The organism is Pokkaliibacter sp. CJK22405 (assembly GCF_046614695.1).
Classification (GTDB): Bacteria; Pseudomonadota; Gammaproteobacteria; order Pseudomonadales; family Balneatricaceae; genus Pokkaliibacter.
Genome location: NZ_JBKKHQ010000012.1, coordinates 208,973 through 233,607, shown reverse-complemented (window position 1 = coordinate 233,607; position 24,635 = coordinate 208,973). Strand labels below are relative to the sequence as shown.

At 56.5% G+C, this 24,635-nt stretch carries 17 protein-coding genes; 3 read left to right on the top strand and 14 right to left on the bottom strand.

All coding sequences use genetic code 11. The features are described from left to right. Positions 1 to 457: 457 nt before the first annotated feature. Positions 458 to 3,412 carry an EAL domain-containing protein gene (locus ACKC9G_RS08295; RefSeq protein ID WP_411404475.1) on the top strand — a complete coding sequence of 985 codons (2,955 nt, stop codon included), beginning with the start codon at positions 458 to 460 and terminating at the stop codon, positions 3,410 to 3,412. Positions 3,413 to 3,547: 135 nt separating this feature from the next. On the opposite strand, the gene ACKC9G_RS08290 is transcribed toward ACKC9G_RS08295, so the two are convergent. The 5 genes from ACKC9G_RS08290 to ACKC9G_RS08270 all read right to left on the bottom strand — a co-directional run bounded on the left by ACKC9G_RS08290 (position 3,548) and on the right by ACKC9G_RS08270 (position 9,707). Continuing rightward, positions 3,548 to 4,459: a 5'-nucleotidase, lipoprotein e(P4) family gene (locus ACKC9G_RS08290; RefSeq protein WP_411404474.1), complete on the bottom strand. Its 912-nt coding sequence runs from the start codon at positions 4,457 to 4,459 to the stop codon at positions 3,548 to 3,550. A 113-nt stretch (positions 4,460 to 4,572) separates the two neighbouring features. Beyond that, positions 4,573 to 5,748 (bottom strand): acetyl-CoA C-acyltransferase FadA, encoded by a 1,176-nt coding sequence (gene fadA, locus ACKC9G_RS08285; RefSeq protein ID WP_411404473.1) that lies wholly within the window; start codon positions 5,746 to 5,748, stop codon positions 4,573 to 4,575. After that, positions 5,745 to 7,985 carry a fatty acid oxidation complex subunit alpha FadB gene (fadB, locus tag ACKC9G_RS08280; protein ID WP_411404472.1) on the bottom strand — a complete coding sequence of 747 codons (2,241 nt, stop codon included), beginning with the start codon at positions 7,983 to 7,985 and terminating at the stop codon, positions 5,745 to 5,747. The genes fadA and fadB overlap by 4 nt, the downstream gene beginning before the upstream one ends. 34 nt (positions 7,986 to 8,019) lie before the next feature. Next, on the bottom strand, positions 8,020 to 8,949 hold the full coding sequence (locus tag ACKC9G_RS08275; protein ID WP_411404471.1) for an electron transfer flavoprotein subunit alpha/FixB family protein: 930 nt from the start codon (positions 8,947 to 8,949) through the stop codon (positions 8,020 to 8,022). Next, positions 8,946 to 9,707, bottom strand: a complete 762-nt coding sequence (locus ACKC9G_RS08270) for an electron transfer flavoprotein subunit beta/FixA family protein (protein WP_411404470.1) — start codon at positions 9,705 to 9,707, stop codon at positions 8,946 to 8,948. Before ACKC9G_RS08270 ends, ACKC9G_RS08275 begins: the two co-directional genes overlap by 4 nt. A 308-nt stretch (positions 9,708 to 10,015) precedes the next feature. Here ACKC9G_RS08270 and ACKC9G_RS08265 point away from each other — a divergent pair, with 308 nt between their 5' ends. Next, positions 10,016 to 10,540 carry a hypothetical protein gene (locus ACKC9G_RS08265; RefSeq protein WP_411404469.1) on the top strand — a complete coding sequence of 175 codons (525 nt, stop codon included), beginning with the start codon at positions 10,016 to 10,018 and terminating at the stop codon, positions 10,538 to 10,540. 217 nt (positions 10,541 to 10,757) lie between these two features. On the opposite strand, the gene ACKC9G_RS08260 is transcribed toward ACKC9G_RS08265, so the two are convergent. Beyond that, complete coding sequence (locus ACKC9G_RS08260; RefSeq protein WP_411404468.1) at positions 10,758 to 11,804, bottom strand: M48 family metallopeptidase; 1,047 nt, start codon at positions 11,802 to 11,804, stop codon at positions 10,758 to 10,760. Continuing rightward, positions 11,804 to 13,033 carry a YjgN family protein gene (locus ACKC9G_RS08255; RefSeq protein WP_411404467.1) on the bottom strand — a complete coding sequence of 410 codons (1,230 nt, stop codon included), beginning with the start codon at positions 13,031 to 13,033 and terminating at the stop codon, positions 11,804 to 11,806. Before ACKC9G_RS08255 ends, ACKC9G_RS08260 begins: the two co-directional genes overlap by 1 nt. 116 nt (positions 13,034 to 13,149) lie before the next feature. Here ACKC9G_RS08255 and ACKC9G_RS08250 point away from each other — a divergent pair, with 116 nt between their 5' ends. Next, on the top strand, positions 13,150 to 13,614 hold the full coding sequence (locus tag ACKC9G_RS08250; RefSeq protein ID WP_411404466.1) for a PH domain-containing protein: 465 nt from the start codon (positions 13,150 to 13,152) through the stop codon (positions 13,612 to 13,614). A gap of 27 nt (positions 13,615 to 13,641) precedes the next feature. Here the strand turns inward: ACKC9G_RS08250 and ACKC9G_RS08245 are convergent, their stop codons facing one another. From ACKC9G_RS08245 to ACKC9G_RS08215, 7 genes are all read right to left on the bottom strand, one after another. Further along, positions 13,642 to 15,300 (bottom strand): alkaline phosphatase D family protein, encoded by a 1,659-nt coding sequence (locus ACKC9G_RS08245; protein WP_411404465.1) that lies wholly within the window; start codon positions 15,298 to 15,300, stop codon positions 13,642 to 13,644. Positions 15,301 to 15,446: 146 nt separating this feature from the next. Then, on the bottom strand, positions 15,447 to 17,114 hold the full coding sequence (locus ACKC9G_RS08240) for an AMP-binding protein (protein WP_411404464.1): 1,668 nt from the start codon (positions 17,112 to 17,114) through the stop codon (positions 15,447 to 15,449). 182 nt (positions 17,115 to 17,296) lie between these two features. Beyond that, positions 17,297 to 17,803, bottom strand: coding sequence for an SCP2 sterol-binding domain-containing protein (locus tag ACKC9G_RS08235; protein ID WP_411404463.1), 507 nt, complete (start codon positions 17,801 to 17,803; stop codon positions 17,297 to 17,299). 32 nt (positions 17,804 to 17,835) lie between these two features. Next, a complete protein-coding gene (locus tag ACKC9G_RS08230) occupies positions 17,836 to 19,644 on the bottom strand; it encodes an acyl-CoA dehydrogenase C-terminal domain-containing protein (protein ID WP_411404462.1) in 1,809 nt (602 codons plus the stop codon). 192 nt (positions 19,645 to 19,836) lie between these two features. Continuing rightward, entirely contained in the window at positions 19,837 to 20,751 is a 915-nt protein-coding gene (locus ACKC9G_RS08225; protein WP_411404461.1) for a universal stress protein, read from the bottom strand. A gap of 21 nt (positions 20,752 to 20,772) precedes the next feature. Then, a complete protein-coding gene (locus ACKC9G_RS08220; protein ID WP_411404460.1) occupies positions 20,773 to 23,169 on the bottom strand; it encodes an efflux RND transporter permease subunit in 2,397 nt (798 codons plus the stop codon). After that, positions 23,166 to 24,368 carry a WD40/YVTN/BNR-like repeat-containing protein gene (locus ACKC9G_RS08215; RefSeq protein ID WP_411404459.1) on the bottom strand — a complete coding sequence of 401 codons (1,203 nt, stop codon included), beginning with the start codon at positions 24,366 to 24,368 and terminating at the stop codon, positions 23,166 to 23,168. The genes ACKC9G_RS08220 and ACKC9G_RS08215 overlap by 4 nt, the downstream gene beginning before the upstream one ends. Positions 24,369 to 24,635: the final 267 nt, after the last annotated feature.

The following is a 24,635-nucleotide window of genomic DNA, read 5'->3' as shown; positions in this document are numbered from 1 at the left end:
GCCGGAGCAGTTCTACTTAAATTGTCCTTATTGATGCAACACCCTGTTGCCTTCACGGCCGTCTCAGAAGTTAAAAAACCCTGCTCATCCGGAATTGATGGGCTAACAGCCACTGATCCAAGCAATGCAAAGCCTTTGCCTAAAGTGCCCTTGGGCATCAAAGCCAGTAAAAACAAAGGCTTATGTTCCCAGCCTTGGCGATGGCTCCAACGTCGCCCCATCCCATGCCCTTTCTTGGTTCTGCTCAAACGTTCTTGAGAGCTATTGCACCACCATCAGGCGTACATGCGCAATTTCTACTTATTCATGTTCAGCGCCGCTCAAACCTCACCTAATGCGGCGATTAGTCGTCGCAAGCCGACAAGTGAACGTTTTTCACGAAACTTTGTAGAACGCTTTTCTACTATTAGAAGCACAGCTTTTTTGACTTATGTTTTTCATCAGGATGGGTTCTGCGATGGATTTCGGGCACCGCGATCTCACAATTTCGAGCGATGAACAGGACGCCCTGTCACACCACGGCGCGCTGTTGTTGAGTCTTCTTCAATCAGAAGGCAGTTCAACCCTGCTCGTCACCCAGCCCTCGGACGATTACCGGGTGGTGTTTGTTAACCGCGCAGCACAGGAGTTTTTCCGCCTCAACTCTGAGGAGATGAGCGGTGACTGGTTTCTGCGCAAATGGCAGGAGAACTTCGGCCAGCAAGCGCTGGACGATGCACTCGTGCGCCTGCGCCGGGATGCCAAAGTCCGTTTTCGCATGACTCATCAATGGCCCGATGGCAGCAGCACTCCTATTGAGATTGCACTCTTTCTCTTCAGGTTTCAGGGCGTGGAGTACATCGCCAACCACTGTCTGGATATCACCGAGCGTGTGCGTCAGGAAAAGGCCATGCACTCACTGCGGGCGCGCTCGATTATGTGGGAGCGGGACCGCCACTATCGCCATCTGTTTGAACAGATGCGTGATGCCGTCGTCCTTCTGGATGTGAATGAACTGAACGGCCGTCGTCGCCTTGCCCTGCATTGGCTGAACGCTGCGGCCAGCCGCATTCTCAACCTGGATGCTGACCGTCAGGCCGGCAAGCTGATGCGTGACCTGATTGGTCTGGGCTTTCGCGACTCCTGGCTCATTTACGAGCACCGCTGTGTGGAGCGTGGAGAAACCCTGCGTTTTGAAGATGCGCTGGAAGGTGATAGCGGGCTGACTTACTACGAATTTGAACTGATCCCGATTCTGCGAGAAGACGGTGAACTGGGCTCCGTCGCACTGGTGATGCGCGACATCAGCCAGCGTAAGGCCGAAGAAGATGAGCGCCACCATCAGGAACAAACCCTGCGGACCCTGTCGGATAACTCCCCGGATGTGATCATCCGCTATGACACCGACTGTCGCCGCATCTATGTGAACCGCACCTTCCTTGAGGCGACGGGCCTGAATGAAACTCAGAGCCTGGGCAAAACACCCTCGGAAGTCTCCTCGCTGGGCGAAACCGGGTCGCGTATTCAGGCCATGGTGCAACGGGTGATCAACACCGGCCATCCCGGCACGATGGATTTGCGTGTCGATAAGGAAGGTGGCTACCGCGTCTATGAACTGCGTGCGGTGCCTGAGCGTGACCGCTACCAGCAACTCACCAGTGTGCTGGTGATCGGCCGTGATTACAGCGAACGCCGTCAGGCCGAGGATCGTCTGCACGCCAGCGAACAAAGCTTCCGCACGCTGGTGGAAAACTCACCGGATCTTATTTGCCGCTTCAATACGGACTACCGCATTACCTACGCCAACCCGGCGACCTCACTGATCACCGGTATAGAAGAAGCCGAACTTCTGGGCATGCAGGCCGCCGATATTCGCGAAACCATGCACTCGCGTCACGCTAATGCGTTGGCCCCCCGCGAGTCCCGCCTGCAGCAGATGCTGGAAGAAGTCATGGCCAGCGAAACCACGCTGGAGTTTGATATTCAGACCCTTTGCGCACAGGGCGAGCTGATTAATCTGGCCCTGCGCCTGACGCCTGAGTTCGACCGCGAAGGCAAACTCAGCAGCATCCTGATGGTCGGTCGCGATACCACCGAGTTGAACCAGTATCAGGAGCGCGTGCAGCGTTTAGCGGCTTACGACAGTCTCACCAACCTGCCTAACCGCACCGCCTTTACCCAGATTATTGATCAGGTGCTGGGCAAAGCCGCTCATGCCTCGGATCAGGTCGGGCTGATGGTGCTGGATCTGGATCACTTCAAACATATCAATGACAGCCTCGGTCATCCGGTCGGCGACATGTTGCTGAAAACCGTGGCCAACCGCCTCTCCAACCTGGTCGACCCTTCCACCAAGATTGGTCGTCTGGGCGGTGATGAGTTCGGCATCCTGTTCCCGAAAGTGGAATCCCGCGAGAAATTGCTGGCTCAGGCGCAGTGGATCATGGATGCCATCAGCCATCCGGTTTATCTGGAAACTCAGGAAGTGGCGATTGGCGTCAGCATCGGCATCTGCCTCTTCCCGGAAGATGGCTTAGAAAGCCGCGACATGGTGCGCTATGCCGACTCGGCCCTGCACATGGCCAAGGCCAATGGCCGCAAGGCAGTACATTGCTACTCCCGCGATATCACCCTGCTGGCCAAAGAGCGGCTGACGCTGGAAAACGACCTGCGTCAGGCCATTCGTCAGAACCAGCTGGAAGTCATGTACCAACCCAAGATTGACCTGCATTCCGGCCGAATTACCGGTGCTGAAGCGCTGGTGCGCTGGCGTCATCCCACGCGCGGACTGTTGACACCGGAGCGTTTTATTCCGCTGGCGGAAGAGTGCGGGCTGATCAGCGCCTTGGGTAAAGATGTGTTGATGAAGGCCGCCAAAGCCACGGCGCGCTGGAATGAAGAACGCAGAAAGCCACTACAGATCGCCGTGAATCTCTCCGGCAAACAGTTTACCGAGCAAAACCTTGCCGCCATGGTGCGCGATGTTCTGGCGCAGACCCACTGCAAGGCCAGCTGGCTGGAACTTGAGATCACCGAAGGCGTGCTGCTGGGGGACAAAAGCTCAGTGCTGGCGATTCTGCGTGAGCTGAAAATGCAGGGTGCCAGTATCGCCATCGATGACTTTGGTACCGGCTATTCTTCCCTGGGTTATCTGGCCAAATTCCCCATCGACACCCTGAAGATCGACAAGTCCTTTATCCATGAACTGCTGACCTCACGCGAGAGCAAAGCACTGGTGCGGGCGATCATTTCCATGGCGCGCAGTCTGGATATGGATATCGTCGCCGAGGGCGTTGAAACCGAAGCTCAGGCGATCAAGCTGGCCACCATGGGCTGCCCCAAAGCCCAGGGTTTCTATTACGGAAAGCCGATGAGTGAGCTGGCTTTTGAAGCCATGCTGGATCAGGATATTGATCACCTGAACCTGCTGTAATGCGCTAAAGCCCCGGCAAAAACCAGAGTAAGAAACACTCAAAAAAACGCCTGAATGTCACCGCTTACCAGCAGATGACCTCAGGCGTTTTTCGTTTAAGCGCTCAGACCAAAATGAACAGCCGTGGGGTTAACCTCAGGGCTTGGCTTCCCAGACATCCAGATGGGATTTACGCATCGCATCTTTTTCCGCCGCGCTGGCGCCCCAGTTACCGCCGTAGACCTTGCCTTCCCAGTCACCGTACGTTGGGTTCGGCAGCATGATAAAGCGCGACCCGAAGTCCTTCTTGTGCGCATCCACCGCCGCTTTGCTCTCGGCCAGTGTTTTCACATCAAAGGCGCTACTGAAATCATTGAGGTTATCGCCCATCAGCAGGGCAATATCGTAATTCTGAGCAATCATTTCCCGGCGCGGAGACTTGTTGCTGGTGTCTGTGCGCAGCATCAGGTGGGCATCATCCACATAGGGAAACCCCAGCGCTTTAAGGTTTTTAAGGGTGCCTTCGCGCCCGACTTCCTTACGGTTGGTCACGTAGAAGACTTCGCCGCCGCGGGACTTCACGTAGTTGAGAAAATCCACCGCACCCGGCATGGCTTTGGCGTCGGCGGCCGCCATCCAGCGCTCCCAGGTTTTACTGGAATAGCCAAAATCCTTGCCAACCAGCCAGGCTTCAAAGGCCGAGTTATCAATGACGGTTTCATCGGCATCGACGACGACCGCCAGCTTGCGATTGCCCGTATGTGCAGCGCTGTACATGTCATAGCGAAGCTGCGCCAGATTGAACGCCTGATAGGACAAGGCACGAAACTCACCCGAGGCCTGCATCCACAAGGTCGCCAGCACCAGCTGCTCGTTAAGATCCTGCGTGGTGTACTGCGCAGCCTTCGGCGCCATAGCCTCATCAGCAAAGCCCGGTGCAGCGATGGCCAGACCAGCGCACAAGCCCACACCGAGGGCGAGTTGTCGGCCAAGATGTTGCCAGCGTGAAGCGTTGCGGGAGAAGACGGATGAAGAGTCAGCAGAGGTCAGAGGGCGCAGCAAGGGCATAGGGGTCTCCTGCCTTGGAAGGGGAATGGGGAAAAACCACGTGGAAGGACGCAAGTTCCATTCCACGTTTTAAACCAAACGATCTAAAAAGATCATTTATCGGGCGGCAGAAATCAACACCGTTCGAGTACGGTCGCAATCCCCTGCCCCATGCCAATGCACATGGTGGCCAGACCGAACTGACACTCTTTTTGCTCCATCACATTCAGCAAGGTGGTGCAGATACGAGCACCGGAGCAACCGAGCGGATGCCCCAGGGCGATGGCACCACCGTATACATTGACCTTGTCTTCCATCTGTTCACGCAGCTTGAGGTCTTTCAGCACCGGTAATGCCTGAGCCGCAAAGGCTTCATTCAGCTCGACCGCGCCCATATCCGCCGTACTCAGCCCCAATCGTTTCAGTGCCTTTTTACTGGCAGGCACCGGCCCGTAGCCCATGATGGAGGGATCACACCCGGCCACGGCCATGGATCTCACTACCGCACGCGGCGTTAAGCCAAGGCTGGCGGCACGTTCAGCCGACATGACCAGCATCACCGATGCACCATCTGCCAGTGCCGAGGCATTGCCCGCAGTCACTGAACCCACCTTGGGCAGAAAGGCAGGTGGCAGGGCGGATAATGACTCCACACTGACGCCTTCACGAATGACTTCATCCTCACTCATCAGACACAGATTGCCCTGGGCATCATGGCCTTGCAGAGGCAGGATCTCGCGGCGAAATGCCCCGGAGCGTGTCGCTTCCAGCGCCCGGGCATGAGAGCGTGCAGCAAAGGCATCCTGTTCTTCACGGCTAATACCGTGCATCTTCGCCAGCATCTCGGCGGTAGCGCCCATCATCATCGCGGCTTTGGCCGCGTGTTTACTCATCTGTGGATTAATATCAACGCCGTGATTCATCGGCACATGGCCCATGTGTTCAACACCGCCAATCACATAGCAATCACCCTGTTGGCAGAGAATACTCTGCGCGGCACTGTGTAACGCCGCCATCGAGGACCCACACAAACGGTTAACGGTTTGAGCCGGCACCGTGGCAGGCAGCCCCGCCAGCAAACCGACAGCACGACCAATATTGAAGCCCTGCTCCAGCGTCTGATTGACGCAGCCCCAGATCACATCATCGATCTCAGCCAACGGCAGATCGGGATAGCGAGCCAGTAACCCGGCGACCAGTTGCCCTGACAGGGTGTCGGCACGCACATAACGAAAACCGCCACCTTTCGAGCGGCCCATTGCGCTTCGCGCAGCATCAATAATCACGGCATCTCTGGGCTGCAGCTTCATGCGGCACCTCCGGTGACTGAAGGCTGGGGATAAAAGCGCTGATCACTGGCGGCCATGGCGCGCAGGCTGGCGGTGGGCTGGTAAAGCGCACCCAGTTCAGCCAGCTGGTCCGCCCGGGCACAGAACACCGCCAACCCAATTTGATCCATATAACTCAGCGCCCCGCCGAGGAAAGGTGGAAAGCCGAGACCATAGATCAGCCCCATATCCACTTCGGCCGGATGGCTGACGACCTTGTCCTCCAGACAGCGCACCGCCTCAATGCAAAGCGGAATCATCAGCCGGTCAATAATCTCTTCCGGGGTAAAACTGTTGAGGTGTCCGGTGACGCCCGCCAGTAGTTCAGGCACGACGGCATCGGCTTTTTTCTGTGGCTTGCCTCGCTTGTCGGGGACGTACTGATAAAACCCCTGCCCGTTTTTCTGGCCCAGGCGCCCGGCCTCGAACAGCACCGTGAGCGCCGTTTTGTGCGCGCTGTCCGACAGCGTCGCCATACGGTCGGGATACCCCGCAGCCATCACCCGCGCGCCATGACAGGCCGTATCCAGACCCACGACATCGAGAAGATAGGCAGGCCCCATCGGCCAGCCCATTTTCTCCATCACTTTATCGACCTCGGCGAAATCAGCGCCGTCCTGCAGTAGGCGCATAAAGCCCGCGAGATAGGGAAAGAGAATGCGGTTCACCAGAAAGCCCGGGCAGTCATTGACCAGAATCGGCGTTTTCCCCAGAGAACGCGCATAGCCGAGGGTTGTTGCGAGGGCGGCATCGCTGCTTTGTTCGCCACGAATGACTTCAACCAGCGGCATGCGATGCACCGGATTAAAAAAGTGCATACCGCAAAAGTTCTGCGGGCGCGCCAGCCCCTGTGCCAGCAAGCTAATAGCGATCGTGGAGGTATTACTGGTGAGGATGGCGTCTTCGCCCAGGGCGGCTTCGGCTTCTTTCAAAACCGCAACCTTGGCTTCCGGCTGCTCGACCACGGCTTCCACCGCCAGATCGACCTGAGCAAACTCGCCGTAACTCAACGCAGGTTGCAGCCGCGCGAGCCCCGCTGCCAACTGTTCGGTGGTCCAGCGGCCTTTGCCAACCCGGCCATGCAGGGGCGCCGCCGCGTTTTGCATCCCGCGTGCCAGCGCTTCCTGAGAAATGTCCTTGAGATACACAGGCACACCTTTGGCAGCACTCTGGCTAGCGATCCCCGCTCCCATAATTCCAGCACCCAGCACCGCCGCGCAGCGAACTGGTGACACCTCGGCTTCCAGTGATTTATACAGGCGCTTGAGGGTCTGATCCTTCAGAAAGAGCCCGGTGAGCGCCGCAGCCTGGGGCGTTGTCGCCAGTTTGGCAAAGCACCTGGCTTCGATGGCAAGCGCCTGCTCGCGACTGTGACGCGCGGCTTTCTGGAGTGTCGCCAGCGCTTCCAGCGGCGCCGGATAATGCCCGCGCGTCTGACCAAGAATCAGCCCTTTGGCACTTTCAAACACCATCATTTTTTCGATTTCAGACAGATTCAGCGGCGTCTGCTTTTGCCCTCGCCGCTGGCTTATGGTGAAGGAATCAGGCGCTGCGGCAACGTTTGCGAGCAACCCAAGACCCGCCTCCAGTAGCGCATTTTCACGACCCTGCCCATCGATGATGCCATCGGCAGCACCCGCCTGCAGCGCCTCCTCGGCAGTGTGTTCATTGCCCTGACAAATCCACTCCAGCGCATTATCGGCGCCGATCAGTCGCGGCAGCCGTACGGTGCCGCCCCAACCGGGAAAAATACCGAGCTTCACTTCCGGCAAACCCACCCGGGAACTGTGCTCCAGCAGACGAAAATCACAGGCAAGACACAGCTCAAAGCCACCGCCAAGTGCCAGGCCGTTGACCAGAGCCACCGTCGGCATCGGCAAATCCTCGATGCGGTTAAACAGGTTCGCCATGCTGCTGATGGCCTCGGCAATCTGCGCTTCATCCACCGCAAACAGTGCCCCGAACTCGGTAATATCGGCGCCGACAATAAAGGCCGCCTTGGCACTGCTAAAAAGCACACCCTGACATGGCTCAGCGCTCTCCAAGCGGTCAAGCACCTGTGAAAGCTCGCTGAGGGTGGCCTGATTTAAGGTATTCACCCGCCCCTTCTGTGCATCAAAGCAGACGTGGGCGACAACCCTGTCCGCTGCGTTCGGGTCCGGGATCAACTCACAGCGAAGGTGCTGTCCCTGAAAATTCAGATGTTCGGTGCCAGGCATCACCTGCCCTCCCTAGGTTGCGAATCGACAGGCATCAGAGCTTGGACTGAATATCGGGCAAGGCCTCAAACAGATCCGCCACCAGACCATAATCAGCGACCTGAAAGATCGGCGCATCCGGGTCTTTGTTGATGGCGACAATGACCTTGGAGCCCTTCATCCCGGCCAGATGTTGAATCGCACCGGAAATCCCCACCGCGATATAGAGCGCTGGCGCAACGATCTTGCCGGTTTGCCCGACCTGCACATCATTCGGGGCAAAGCCTGCATCCACCGCCGCCCGGGACGCACCCACGGCGCCGCCAAGCTGATCTGCCAGCGCTTCAATCATCTGGAAGTTTTCCTTTGAGCCCAGCCCACGGCCGCCGGACACCACCACCTCGGCGCTGGTCAGTTCAGGTCGCGCGGACTCGACTTTAGAGGCTGAAACGTGACTGGAAATACCCAGCGCAGCAGTCGCCCCGATGTTGTCAATCGGGGCTGCCGTCTGGCTTTCCTTGCTGGCATCAAAGGCCGTCGCGCGAATACTCAGCACTTTAATGGCATCCAGACTTTGTACTGTGGCAATGGCATTACCGGCGTAGATCGGCCGCTTGAAGGTATCGGCGCTCTCAATGGCGATCACATCCGACAGCTGGCCTACCCCCAACAGCGCAGCCACGCGCGGCAGCAGGTTTTTACCGAAGGTAGTGGCGCCGGCCAGCAGGTAATCGCATCCTTCGGCTTCACGTTTCACCAGGACCGCCAGCTCTTCCACCAGCAAATCCGCATAATGGTCTGCCTGGGCAAGCCGCACGCTTTTCACCCCCGGCACCTGCGCTGCCTGCTCCGCCACTGCCTGACAATGCTGCCCGGCCACCAACACGCTAATATCACCCGGGAGCAGACTGGCGGCGGCAAGGGTTGAACGGGTCGCAGCACTCAGACGCTGTTGATCATGTTCGGCAATCACCAGAATACTCATGACTCACCTCCCAGCACCTTGGCTTCATTGCGCAATTTATCCAGCAACTCATCCACAGAACCGACTTTGATCCCGCCCTGGCGAGGTGCAGGCGTTTCCACCCTGAGCAATTGACTATGGGCTTTGAGAGTCACGCCCAGATCGTCAGGGCTCAGGGTTTCCAGCGGCTTGCGCTTGGCTTTCATGATGTTGGGAAGGGAGGCATAACGCGGCTCGTTAAGGCGCAAGTCCGTGGTGACCACCGCGGGCAAGGTCAGCCGTTGCGTGCTCAGACCACCGTCGACTTCACGGGTGACCTCAATGCTGCCTTCCTGCACTTCAATGGCAGAGGCGAAGGTGCCCTGAGGGCGCCCCAGCAAGGCTGCCAGCATTTGTCCGGTCTGATTATTGTCGGAATCAATGGCTTGTTTACCGAGGATGAGCAAATCGGGCGATTCGCGCTCCGCCACCGCCGCCAGCAGCCGGGCGACATTCAGCGAATCCATGCCGGTTTCCGCCTCGATCAGCATGGCGCGATCAGCGCCCAAGGCGAGTGCCGTTCTGAGCTGCTCCTGCGCAGCAGCAGGCCCGATACAGACGACGAGAATGTCGGAGGCTTTGCCCGCTTCCTTGAGGCGCACGGCCTCTTCCACCGCGATTTCACAGAAGGGATTCATCGCCATTTTGACGTTGGCGAGATCCACACCGGACTGATCTGACTTCACGCGCACCTTGACGTTGTAATCAACCACGCGCTTTACCGCGACAAGTATCTTCATGGCGCCCCTCTTATTGTTGTGATGGGGAAGCGGCTCCTGAGCGGTTGGGAACTCAACTCAACGTAAAGTAAATCCACCCAACCCGAGCGCTCAGGATTCCTGAAAAAGCTTCTTGGAGTGTAGCTCTCAAGGGTCATCGGGCAATGACAAAAGCTCTCAGGCTGAGTGACGAAAATCCTCAGCATTCTCAGATGCCACGGATAATCTCAGGGAATTCAAGGCGCTGGTTGCAAGAAGCAGGCATAATCACAGGCCGGTAATTTCTGGCATAAAACAGCACGGGCTTATCAGGACAGGAATCTCAACTCGTGAGTGCATCGAATCGGCAGCAGCCCAGCCCACCGCCTACGCATAAACGTCATCGACGGTCCGGGCCAAAACCTTCGCCTGAGGAGCTACCCTGGCGAGCACCCCATCGACTCTTTGCCGCCTTTACTCCTGTCATCATGAGCATCGCCATAGGCATGCAAGCGCCGATCAGCTGGCTGGTACTGGAGCATCAGACATGGACTGCGCTAAAACCACTGATGACAGTCCTGTGGGTGATATTCTTCGTCCTCACCATGACAAGCTCCTTCGCTATACGCTTTGCCAAGCCCTGGGCTTTGCCTTTGCTGATCACCCTGAGCTCGGGCTTGCTGGTGCTGTCGCTCCTATTCACCCTGCTGATACCAGAAGGTGCCTACGCCGGTCAGCCATTTTTTGAAATGACAGGTGTGCTCTTGCCACTGCTGGCGTTGGGGATGTATCGCTCCCGCGCGATGGCGGCCCTGTTTGACTACAACCGACGGTTCCGGGAACTCAGAAGAAAGGCGCAAGCGGGTCGAGGATAACGAAGCCAGCAAGACGCAGAGCATTTTACGGCCGTGCGAATAGAGCCTTTTTTAGGGGTCATCAACAGCGAAACTTCGGGCTGGCGGATAGGTTCGGAGAAAGAACTGGCGCCCCTTCTGCCTGTGACTTATTAACGCTCGATGAAGCACTTGGGCGGGGAAAGCTTAAGAAAAGCCAACCGGTGTGTACCACCACAGGTTGGCTTTGTTATGAACTTCAGGGAGTCACAGCATCCGCTTGCCTAAGCTGCTCAATTCGGGCCTTCATTGCCGGATGGCTGCTGATCCAGTCGGGGGTATCGCTCAATTCCGGATGCTCTTTGGCCATGTAATTCTCCAGTGCGATAAAGGCCTGAATCATGGGCTCAACGCCCACACCTTCATCCCGCAGAGCCTGGGCAGCAAAGGCGTCAGCTTCACGTTCGGCATCGCGTGAGTAACCCATACTCATGATAAAGAGCGCGCCACCGCTCAGCGTGTCACCAATACCGCTGGCATCACCGACCAGCATGGCAAAGGCCACCGACATCACCGTGCTTTGCACCAGCTGTTTCATCACATGTTGATGATAAGCATGACCCAGCTCGTGCAGCAGCACGGCCATTACCTGATCATCCTTTTTCAGTAAGGCCACCAGCTCATCGGTCATCACCAGCGTGTTACCCGGCAGAGCAAACGCATTTGGCCCATCCTTTAGATGGCGAAACACCAACTGTGGCGGCAGGGAAAAGTGCTTGCCTTCACGCTCCAGCGTTTGCAGCTGTCGGGTGAAATCGGCCTGTAGGCGGTCCTGATCGGCTTGCGGCAACGTGGTGGGTTGCACAATCCCGGCCTTGTCGAGAATCGCCAGATGGCTCTGACCGACCTGCTCGACCACGGCATCAGGAATCATCGGCGCGACGACGGAGGCCAACGCCGGTATGCCGTAACGGTAGATCCCCACTCCGGAAAACAGCGTTAACACCAGGGCCAGCAGAATCCACTTCCAGCTGGACTCCAGCCGATCAATCCATGAAGCACCTTCACGATCATGCAGCATGGCGTTAAAGGCGATGGCATCCCTTGGCAAAAACACCCAGCCATTCGGCAGCGTCATCGCCCGCGGCAGCTGGCCCAGTGGTTGGGCCAGCACAGCATCCCGCCAGGGAAAGTCCAGCGCCACCGGCTCACTTTCCAGCCGCAGACCTCCCTCATCACAATGCAGCGCGGCCGGATGCCGGGTCGAGACTCCCGGCTCCGTCACATAGCCTTCAAAGCAGGTCATCAGATCACGCCCAGGTCGATGTTAAAGGCATTACTCATTTCATCGGCGATGGCAGCGCCTTCATGATCCGCGGCACCGCGCACCACCAGATTGTCCAGATCCCCATTCACCAGCGTATTACCAAGGCTGAGTTTCAGCAGACGCACCTGCGCGATGGGATAGGCAAGGCCACAGGTAAAAATCATTATCAGCAGGTTCATGCCGACGGTGGCAATGTACTTACCCACCGGAATCTGGGACTCCAGCGACAGGTTATCGACGGTCATCTGGCTCATGACATAGTTTCTTGTCATGACATGCATGTAGGACTTCATCACCACAAAAATCAGCATATAGAGGATGTAGCAAGGGACGAGCAGGAGCATATAGATATACGTCCATCCATCAGCATCCAATGACCATAACGCCGAGAAATCACCCAAAATGGCCGATGCTGCAAGAAACAGGATTGCCACAGAAACCGCCAGTAAAGCTGCCGTCAATAAACTGCTATAGAGACCGATTTTGATAAATTGTTTTTCTTTCACCTCACCTTTAAAGGCTTTATCACCGTAGCGATAACCATTGATCAGATAATGGTGAAAACGCTTACGGGTCCAGCCATAAGCACATATTGCCCCTGCGATACCCGCCAACACTCCGATGAGTGATCCTGCACTGTCGTTGATCAGGAAACTAAACAGAACTGAAAAGGTAAAGTAGGGAATGGCAATCATCAGACCCGCGATGATGTTATTCAGGTAGACCACCCTGAAAGCACCGACATAGCTTCCCTGAAAATCAAAACAGACATGCCGGAAACGCGTCATCCGCGCATCAAAACGCAGGTTTCTGACCACCAGGACAGGCACGATTGAACTGACCAAAAACAACATCACCAGAGGAGCATAGATGCTGATATTGGCTAAGTAGCTGTAGAGCGCCAGGGCAATCACGGCGATGATACGCCCGATCAGAATCTGCATCGGTGTCGCCAGATACTCAAAACGATCCCCGCCCAGTGCGGTATTGCCGTAGATATAGCGGTTGTTACGCACTTTGGCCCAGGCAGAGTAAATACCAAGGGTGATAATGCTTAGCAGCAGGTTAGCGATCCAGATACCGAAGTATTCGGAGCCATTCCCCATAAACTGGAAACGATGACGAGGCGTACTGGTAAAACCGGCAGGCGCAGGAGGTGGAGCAACGCTGGAAGCGCCAGCTTCCGGAGCAGAGAGGTCGTATGACACTTAGGCATCCTTGCAAAATGGGCTACAGGATGCACATTACACATAAAAAATTACATTACAGCAACATTTAGAAAGACATATTATGCACTGGAGTAATCCATTGGAAGGAACCGGACATGAGTACCGAGACAATCACCCCACATCGCTGGATACCTTGCCTAGAGCAGTTGCTTACAATCCTGGCTGAGCTTATTGGCTTAGTGCTGACCTATATCACTTTCAAATATGTCGCTAATTATTTTACTGAGAGTTTTAACTCTGACTATTTATTGAGTATTGCTCTATTACCAGCCCTTTATATTTTAAAAAGTATAGGCGTTATTATTGAGCCACTCTTTATAAAAATTGAAAGAAGTGAAAACCACATAACGGCTACAACCGGTATTCTGACCAGACGCAAAGATAAGATTGCTCTAAATAAAATAGAAAACGTTGAAAGAGTTCAAACATTCTTGGGAAGAAGGTGTGGTTACTGCACAATCACTCTTTACGCTCCCGGCGGCTGGGTCAAATTGCCAAATATTCAAGACTCTGACGCGCAAGAACTAGAAGACAAAGTAATAGCCGATCAGCCAGATTAAGAATCTGGCTGATCGAAGTTACAGCATTTACAACTTCAATAAATCCACTCGCGTACTTTCCTTCATGGCACGGTCAACATCCTCGCCGATCAGCTCGACACTCAGCTGCTGAATGCCCTGCCCCTCGGTGCTATAGCGCACCAGCGCAATATTGTTCTGCACAAAGACGCGATGGTTCACAAAGCGATAGCCGCAGCTTTTCCCCTCTGGCATGACTTCGCCGGGGCGGCAGCCAATGGTGCCTTTCGGTGCCACCGCCTTGCCGAGCATGGCCATTTTCGCCGGGCCAAGGGCCGCATAGGTCACCGGGCTGGAAGTCACCTGATAGACCGTCACATCCTTGAACTCGGGTTTATCCGAGAACAGGCTGAAGATCCCGCCAATATGCACATCACCGCTTAACACCACCAACGGACGCCGGGTTCGCTTCGCCGCGCCAAAAAGCACATCCAGTAGCGTGACGATTTCTGCCTGATGGGACTCGTGTGCCCAGTGATCACGCACATCATCACGACCACCAAAGATACTGGCCCAATCGAGCAGGTTGCTGACCATTTCCCGCAAATGCACCAGCGGCACGGTGGAAACCACAAAAATCGGGCCTGGCCGCTCACTGGCTTCCTGCAGATTCTCAGCCCAGTCTTTCAGGCGCTGATGCTGCTTCTTGCCAAGAATCGCGTGACTCTTTTTCTGGAAATCACGACAACCGCGCATGTCCATCACGAAGGTATCGGACTCCGGCAGCTGGAAGGTGTAATCCCAGACACCGGCCGCCGTCACCGGATTATGGCTGTGCTGGTATTCCTCATAGACCTGCGTCGCGGCCTTGAACATGGTTTTGGCCAGCCTGACGTTACGCTTCTCATCTTCCCAGCGCAGTAGCGTATCCAGTTGCTGTGACAGCTCTTTATCCGTGTAGGAGCCCCAGCCATCCATGATCTCGTGATCATCCCAGATCATGTAATTCGGGAAACTGCGGTGCACCTTTTGCAGATCCGGGAACTGCCAGTAGCCGCGGTAAATATCCCGATACCAGGAGACCATGTCCGCCTGCGTCGGGTTGTACTTCTGCACCTTTTTCAGCCAGTTCCAGATACTGAGATAAGGCACGCCATCCGCGTAGACCTGATCACCACCGCCCAGTACGCAGCGCGCATTGGCGTATTTCAGCTCTTCGGCAAAACGTGTCCACAGGCTCGCATTGGCGGAGGAGGCACTGTTGGGATGGAACGGCATATGGCAGCTGTAAAAACCAAAGGTGATATCGCTGCGATGGTCGGCCCGCTCTTCGGGCAGGGTCAGAAAGCTTAGGGTCGAATCCTGGCCGAGAATCCACAGTTTTTCATCCTCGCTGAAGATGCCGTAGTAATAGCGGGTATCCGGGCTGAGATCCGTCAGCTCAAAGGTGTGCGTAAAGTCGCGACTGCCGTCCGCAATGTTTACGGTTTCCTTGTGGCAATGCAGCGCCTCCAGCCAGTGGCGCCCCACCTGCACACCGGGGTGATCACAGCGAACCGGCTGATTGAAAACGCAAAGCGTGTAGTGGCCAGCACGCTTAACCCGCATCCACAACCGCGAGGTCGTGGCCGTGGTATGTCCGACAATAGCAGACTGGTCGAGACGACCGAGCCAGGGGCGGTCTTTCTTGTTGTAGAAACTCAGATCCGGATGAGCAGTTTGCGGCATAAGCACCTCCAGTTGTGCAGCAGCAAGAACAAGCAGGAAAAATCTGGAGGGAAAGCCTAGTCAGCAATGTGCCCAAGCACAATGTCTGAGCCGGGAAAATGGCCAGACAGCCAAACCAGAGGTGTTGGCAACGAGGGATAGCAATTTCAGTCGAGCCGGGGCGTCTCTTCTGTTCCCGCCGGATCACGCAGAGCACGACGCAGAATCTTGCCCACGGGGGACTTGGGCAGCTCGTCACGAAAAACGATCTGGCGTGGCAGTTTGTAGGGAGTGAGATGGCTCTTGCAGAACAACCTGAGGGCTTCCTCGTTCAGCTCAGTCGAGCGCCGCACAACAAAGAGCCGAACGGCTTCGCCGGTTTTATCGTCACTGACGCCAATCGCCGCGCATTCCAGCACCTCAGGATGGGTCATGACCACATCTTCAATTTCATTCGGATAGACGTTAAAGCCGGAGACAATAATCATGTCCTTGCGACGATCAATAATGCGCAAATAGCCATCAGGCTGGCGGATCGCGATATCACCGGTACGGAAAAAACCATCCACGGTAAAGCTCTGCGCCGTTTCCTCCGGCCGCTGCCAGTAGCCTTTCATCACTTGCGGGCCACGCACACACAGCTCCCCCGGCATCCCTTCAGAGACGGGCTGATCCCGGGAATCCAGCAGCACGCATTCGGTTCTCTCAACGGGCAGGCCGATCGTCCCCAGCTGATTCGCCTCAGGAGGATTAAAGCTCACCACCGGCGAGGTTTCGGTCAGGCCATAACCTTCCAGAATCGGACAGCCGGTGATGCTCTCCCACTTTTCCGCCACGCTGTGAGCCAGCGCCATGCCGCCGGAAGAAGTCAGCACCAATTGGGAGAAATCCAGATGCCTGAACTCCGGGTGATCATAGAGGGCGACAAAGAGGGTATTGAGCCCGATAAAGCCCTGAAAAGGCCGCTTGGCCAGCGTCTTGATAAAGCCTGGAATATCGCGCGGATTGGTGATCAGCAGGTTGTTATGACCGCAAACCCCAAGCGCCATGCAGTGCAGAGTAAAGGCATAAATATGATAGAGCGGCAGTGGCGCCACAAAGGTCATGGACTCATCGGTCAGTCGGCACTCAATCCGGTGCAGCACCTGCGCCATGTTCGCCACCAGATTGCGGTGGGTCAGCATCGCTCCTTTAGCGATGCCTGTGGTACCGCCGGTGTACTGCAGCATCACCGTGTCCTTGGCGTGCAGAGGCACCGGCTCAAAGACGAGAGAGCGGCCTTGCAGCAGAACTTCCGGCAAACTGATTTCCCCCGCAATCTGATAAGGCGGCTGCAAGCGTTTGACGTACTTTATGGTCGTGTTAATCAGCCAGCGCTTCGGCCAGGGGTGCAAGTCGCCAATTTCGGTGGTGAAGACGTACTGAATCGCCGTATCTTCCAGCACTTCCTGTGCCTTGCTGGCCATACAGCGATGAATAACCAGCGCCCGCACACCGCTGTCCTGAAACTGGTAGCGCATTTCTTTCGGCGTGTAGAGCGGGTTGGTATTGACCACGATAAGCCCGGCACGCATGGCACCGAGCAACACCACCGGGTACTGCAGCATGTTGGGTAGCTGAATGGCAATGCGGTCTCCGGGTTCGAGATCCGTACAGTGTTGCAGGTAAGCAGCAAAGGCGTTGGCTTCACGGTCCCATTCGCCAAAGCTCAGGGAGTGACCAAAACAGGTGAATGCCGGACGCTTGCGAAAGCGCCTGCAGGCATCGTCCAGTAACTGCGGAATCGTGGCAGAGGCATCATCAAGCAATGCGGCCGTTCCCGACAGTGGATGCATACGCGTCTCCATGGCTCGACCCCGTTATTGTTGTTATCGGGACTTAGTGGACTGAGACTGACGGCCTGGCCGTCGGTTGCATCATGCAAAGTGTTCAAAAATCGCCGGGCATCATGGCTCCGGCGCGCTTCATTCCTGAAGCTGATCGCAGTATAGATCAGCCTCAGGGGTCCGGATGACTATCAGCCCGGCGGGAACAGACGGGTCAGTTTGGTCGCCAGCAGCATATCGCCGTCGGCTTTGATCAGCCCGGCCATAAAGGCCTGCATGCCGTCGACTTCCCCATTCATGAGCCCACGCAAGGTCTCACTTTCCATAATCAGCGTCACCGATGGTTCAGGATGGCTCCCGCCACTGATCACCAGTTTCTGGTGCTGTACCTGAATATAGCCAGGCTCGCCGTCGGTGAGTTCAAACTGATAAATCACTTCCAGCCCTGCGGCGGCGACCGGGTTAAAGCGGTCGGCCAGCTCACTCAGGAGCAGATGGGGTGTCGTCATTTGGGACGCCTCCTCAACACGGGCCTCAGCCGATGCCTTTTCTTCATCCGTAATGCCATAAGGCTGGTACAAATTCTCAGGAGGGACACGACGCTCCACCTGAGGCGTGGCCATTTCCTTTTGCAATTCTCTCATCTGGCGTTCCAGTGCACGCCGGATCATGTACTGACCCAAGCGTGAAGTTGCCATACGTGTGGCCATTCGAAACAACAATCTGCGCATTATCCGTATTCTCGCGAAAAGAGCTCCGCATCCAATGCCATGATAGGTTCCGCCCCTGACTGAATCATAACGGCCAGTGAGCGAGTGCGCGGCAGGATGCGCTTGTAATAGAAATCTGCCGTTGCCAGCTTGGCCTGATTAAATCCCCCGTCACCCTGCCCTTCCTTGAGCTGCCGATGGGCTTCCACTGCCATCCGCGCCCAGAGATACGCCAGGGTGATGTATCCGGAGTACATCAGATAATCCACTGATGCGGCTCCTACTTCTTGCCGATTCTGCATGGCTTTCATACCGATGCCCAGTGTCAGTTCCCCCCATTCTGTATTCAGAGCGGCAAGTTCTGTCACCATTTCCGACAAGGCCGAATGCTCCCGGTGCGCCTGACAGAATTTATGGATCACTTTGGTAAAGGACTTGAGGGTTTCCCCCTGGGTCATCAGTACCTTGCGCCCCAGCAAATCCAGCGCCTGTATCTGGGTTGTACCTTCATACAACATGGCGATACGGGCATCACGCACGTTCTGTTCCATCCCCCATTCAGCAATATAGCCATGACCGCCATAGACCTGTAATCCATGGTTGGCAGACTCAAAGCCCACCTCGGTCAGAAACGCCTTGGCAATGGGGGTCAGCAGCGCGAGCTGGGAATCAGCTTTCTCTCGCGCGGCTGGTGATGTACTGAGTTTGGACCGATCTACCAAAAGTGCACAATAGTAAATAAGTGCACGCCCACCTTCGGCGAAGGCTTTCTGGGTGAGCAGCATCTTGCGAACTTCCGGATGAACGATGATAGGGTCTGCCGGTTGATCTGGCGCAACCGGCCCATTCAAACTGCGCATTTGCAGTCGATCACGAGCGTAATCGAGTGAATTCTGAAATGCCCACTCCGTGTGTGCCAATCCTTGCAATGCAGTTCCCAAACGCGCCGTATTCATGAAGGTAAACATGCAATTCAGGCCTTTATTGGCCGGCCCGATCAGAAATCCCGTCGCGCCATCAAAATTCAGCACGCAGGTGGCATTACCATGAATCCCCATTTTGTGTTCGATCGAACCGCAGCTCAGGCCATTTCGAACGCCAATTCCGCCTTCACTGGTCGGCAAAAATTTTGGCACGATAAAGAGCGAAATCCCCTGAGTCCCCTGGGGTGCATCCGGCAACCGCGCCAGTACGATATGCACGATGTTCTCCGCCAGATCGTGCTCACCGGCCGAGATGAAAATCTTGGTGCCGGTGATGCGATAGCTGCCATCGCCTTCAGGCTCGGCGCGGGTTTTTAAAAGCCCGAGATCAGTACCGCAATGGGCCTCGGTCAGACACATGGTGCCTGTCCACTCACCGGACACCAGCCTGGTCAGATAGACCGCCTTTTGCTCATCGGTGCCGTGAGTCTCAATGGTGTTCATCGCCCCGTGCGACAAGCCCGGATACATACTCCAGGCCCAGCTCGCGGTACTGATCATTTCGTTCATGATCATCCCGAGAGACTCCGGCAACCCCTGCCCGCCATAGGCCGGATCATGAGCAAGCGACGGCCATCCGCCCTCAACATACTGCTGATAGGCCTGCCGAAAACCGCTCGGGGTTTTGACCTCGCCCTGATCAAACCGGCAGCCTTCCACATCCCCCACGCGATTTAATGGCGCGACCACATCCTCAGCGAAACGGGCACCTTCCTCGAAAATGGCGCTGATCAGATCAGGCGTCAGGCTTTCCTCAGCGGGCAATGAGGCATAGTGGGCCTCGCCATCCAGCGCTTGCAGCAGGGTAAATTGCATATCTCGAAGCGGAACCTGAAACCGGGGCATGGCGAACACCTCGCAGGGGCATTTTTATTCTTTTAGGCCAGAAGGCTGACTGTGACCAGCCTTTGTGCTCAGCCAGAAGTCAGGTTATGGATGAGCACCAACGTATAGGGGTCAGCATCCTGCAAAGCCGCCAGAGGGCCAATAACAAAAGGACGCAGTTTCACTGACAATTTGGCCCAGCGCAGAAGGTGCTCAGGCCGAAGAAGAGGTCACCAGAGCACGAATAGAAGCGCAGGCACTGACGGGTAAAACCAGCACATCGGCCTGCAGGTAGGAGAGAATTCGCTCGGCGGTATTGCCAAGCAAGGCACCACTGAATTGATGACGCCGAAGGCTGCCCATCACCACCAGCGCAGCGTCAGCCTGAGTGACTGCCTGAGGAATCCAGTGTTCGGCAGGCCCCTGCCCGATGAGCAGTTGCGGCGTTTGAATTCCCAGCTTTTCACACAACCCCAGTGCATGAGCCGTGCAATCCTCCGATTTTCTCGCCCCGGAGGTGGACTCTGCACCGAGCTGCACGGCACTATAAGCCGAGATCAGCCCCAGCTGACCTTGCGTATGGCGACTGATAAAGTCCGTCAGCGCGACAACGGCCAGATTCAGCTCGGCATGTTCAGCGGAGTGATCCGGCGTCACCGCCGCCAACATGCGACCCTGTTGCCAGTGCACCGAAGGTTTCACCAGCAACACCGGACAGGGACAGTGGCGCAACAGCTGCCAGTCCGCAGGTGCGCGCCAGGAATGGGAAGAGGCGCGTGCAGGCGACTGGCTGTCGACCTCCTTGATCACGAGGCCCACAGAGCACTCCTGCATCACCCGGGCCACCGCATCGGCCAGATCCACATCCGTATCCCGACGCACCTCAAAGTTCAGCGACTTTTGCTGCCACTCATCGAACTTGGGCTGCAGCCAGTCGGCATGATCTGCTCCCGGTCCGGCGACCAGGACGATCATCCGGCACGGCAGCACCGAGGCAATCAACCGCGCTCGTTGCAGGCTGGCAAGGCTTTCAACCTCCGCCCGAACCACCACTAGCAAGGTATCTGCCGGGGATACTGCAACTTGCGCCAGCACTGGGACATGGCTTTGGGTTTCGTCAGCACACATGGTCACCTCCTGAATCAGGGGTTAACCGGATGAGGTCATTCCTGGCTCCTCATCAGGATGATCGGGAGATCGCCTCCCGGATTGACTCTTCCCCGCGCCCAACAGACACACCAGCGCAGGTAGAAGAATAAGCGCTCCAAGCATGTTCCAGAGGAACATAAAGGTCAGCAGCATGCCCATGTCTGCCTGAAACTTGATCGGCGACCAGGCCCAGATACCCACGCTGACCGCCAGCGTCAGGCCGGTAAAGGCCACGGACTTGCCGGTGCTTCGCAGGGCAGAAAGATAGGCTTTGGGCAGCGGCTCATCACGCGCCAGAGCAGCACTCAACCGCGAGTAGATATAAATTCCGTAGTCGACACCAATACCGACTCCCAGCGCGATCACCGGCAGGGTCGCGACTTTCACTCCGATGCCGAGCATCGCCATCAGCGCCTGACAGAGTACCGAGGTCATCGCCAGCGGCAGCAGAATACAGACAACGGTTTTCAGGGAGCGGAAAGTCAGCAGGCAGAGTAACCCCACCACGCCATAGACCCAGGCCAGCATGGTGTATTGCGCCTGCCCAATCACTTCATTGGTGGCCGCCTCGATGCCGGCGTTACCGGCCGCCAGTTTGAACCTGAGTTCATCGCTGTTGTGCCTGCTGGCAAAGTCTTTTACCGCCGCAACCACACGGCTTAAGGTTTCAGCCTTGTGGTCATCCAGAAAGAGAATCACGGGAACGAGGGAGCAGCGCGCATCCATCAGTCCCGGCGGCACAAAACTCAGGCTGGCGTTAATCAGGTACTGATTATCCACCAGTGTGCGCCACTTGAGATTGCCCTCGTTCATGCCCCAGGTGGTTTGCCGGGCAACATCGGCCAGAGACACCGACGATTGCACACCAGCGACATCATCCATGCGCCCCTGAAAACGGTCGATCATCTTAAGGGTCGCGTAGCGGCTGCATTGCTCCGGTGGGGTTTCGGCCATCACCACAAACACATCACTGCTGGCAGAGTAGTGCGCATTGATAAAGGCATTGTCGAGGTTATAGCGGGAGTCGGCCCGAAGCTCCGGCGCACCTTGTTGCAGGTCACCTATTTTCAGATCCCTGGCGAGGTAGGCGCCGCCGGCTGTCATGACCAGCGCGACAATGACTGCAGTCCAGGCACCCGCCGGTTTACTGAACCAGGCAAGCCCCGCCCAAAAACCTTCATGATGGGTCCCCTGCGCCAGCCGGGTATGACGCAGGGAAACCTGCCCCAGCACCACCGGCAACAACAGCAGATTGCACAGAATAATGGCGGCAACGCCAATACTCGCGGTGATGGCCAAATCGCGAATCACCGCAATATTAATCACGATCAGAGTGATAAAGCCGATGGCATCACTCAGTAGCGCCACCATACCGGGAATAAACAGCATCCTGAAGGTATGCCTGGCGGCCGCATCCGGAGTCACATCCGCCAGACTTTCCTGCGCCACACCGTTCACCACCTGTACGCCGTGACTGACGCCAATGGCAAACACCAGAAACGGCACCAGCATGGAGTAGGGATCAAGCCCTTTGCCCATCAGACGCAGTAAACCCAGCTGCCAGATGACCGCCATCAGTGACGTCAGAAGGGGCAGCAGGGCACAACGCCAGGAGCGGCCATAAAACAACAGCAGCACCAGAGTGATGGCCATGGCAATCACAAAGAACACCGCAACCTGCATGGCACCGGCGATCAGATCGCCGACGGCTTTGGCAAAGCCGGTAATGTGGATATGGATGTCAGCATCGGCAAAAGGTTGTCGGATCTTCTGCTCCAGCTGCTCACTCAGGAGCTGCACATTAAGCGGCTGGCCCGTCACGGGGTCTTTATCCAGCAGCGGCACCTGCACAATGGCCGAGCGAAAATCATCCGAGACCAGCGTACCAATCTGTCCTGAGCGCAGTACGTTCTGGCGAAGCTTTTCCATGCTGGCAGGAGAACCGTCGTAATCCTCGGGCACGACCGGGCCACCAGCAAAGCCATCCTCCGTCACTTCGCTCCAGCGTACATTCGGCGTCCACAGGGATTTCAGCCCACTGCGATCCACGCCCTGCAGGAAGAACAGCTCATCGGTAATCTTGTGCAGCTGCTCCTGAAAGCGCGGCTGGAAGATATCACCCTCAGTGGACTCCACCGCCACCCGCAGACTGTTCCCCAGCCCTGACAGCGCCTGCTGGTGCGCCAGATAATTCATCACATAGGGATGACTGGTGGGAATCATCTTGAGGAAGTTGGCATCCGGGCGAATACCCAGCGCCTGATAGCCGAGGAACAGGGTGATCAGCACAAAACTGACAATCACCAGTTTGACGTTATGAAAGAGTTCACGCTCAAGCCATTGTTCAAGGGTGTCCACCGGATGCTTAAGACGCTGACGGAGAGCATCAAAACTCACTGAGCGCCCTCCTTGTTGGTCTGAGCAGACAGGTTCATGGCGCTCGCCGATTCAGGACCGGAGGCGGGAATACGGGTTAAGCCGTCATTACCGGCAATCAGCCAGCCGCTGTCCAGTGGCAATATCGCACTGTGAGCCGCACGCTCAGGCAGCGTCTCAACGGTTAATGCATTCAGCGCCGACTCCTTGCCCTGCGCCCAGAAGCCGCCGTTACCGATCATGACCACTTCGCCAGAGGACTCTGCCGCAGCGGCCACGGACTGGCTGTCACTCAGGCTAACCGGTTGCCAGCCATGACCGGCACTGTCACCGGCAAAGACATTACCGCGCAGCCCCAGCAGATATACCCGCTGCGCACTGCGAAACACCCCAAAGTAGGAACCCTCGTAGGGGCTGTCAGTCTCGGCGACGAAGTCCTGCCCTTCGCCACCGGCTCGCAGCAACAGGCCCGCTTCACCGGCGATCAGCAACTCGCCATCCGCCAGCTCGGTCATCGCATTCAGATGCAGGTTGTCAGGGTTCTCAGTACGGGAGGCGATGGAGTGCCAGTTTGCGCCGCCATCGCGGGTTTCAAAAAGCTGACCATAAGCCCCCAGTAGCCAGCCGTTCTCGGGAGAGCTGAAAAAGACATCCAGCAGTGGATTGCCTGCTGCGCTGGTGGCATTGGCCTTGGCATCTTCGAGCGCATATTCCGCGGTCTCAATGGCGGACTCATCCACATCAATGGAGTTGTTCAACGCCTCAAGATGTTGTTGCCAATCTTCAATAGTGAGCTTTGCCAACCGGTTGCCATCCAGCACTTTCTGCCAGTGCTCACCACGATCGGTACTGTGTAGCACCACACCGCCGTGGCCCACCGCCCAGCCTTCCTCCGGGGAAATAAAAGTCACCGCCGTCAGCATCACACTCACGGGGACTTCGGCCTGATGCCAGCTAACCCCTTCGTTGTCGGAGTAAATCACAATGCCACGCTCGCCCACACTGACGATACGTTTGCCTGCACGGGCCAGATCCACCTGCAGCGTATGCTCAGGATGACGCAGCGCCAGCGCCGGATACTCGCGTAAATCCGCGGAGCCCACCGGGGTGATTTCAGCGGCTCTGGCCATATTCATGATGACGATCAGGAACAGCGTCAGCGACCACTGCCACATCCGGTGATGACGCCTGTAAGCTTCAGCCACAGCCTTCGACGACACCCTGCACTCTTTCATGTTCGTTCCCCTGGCGATCACTGACATCTGGGCCCGGTCACGGGCCACCGCTTCCTTGGGTGGCAGGAAATCGTCAGGCGTTCATCCTTTTTCGCGCCACCCGAAACTTTTACACATTATTGACACTACCGCCCCCCGGCGGTCACTAGGCAATAAGGCTAACGAAAATGTCAGTGCTACCGAGAATGGCAGCAGCGTGACAAAGCCAGCAATGACATCCACCACCAGAATCACTGACATTTCCTGTCACCC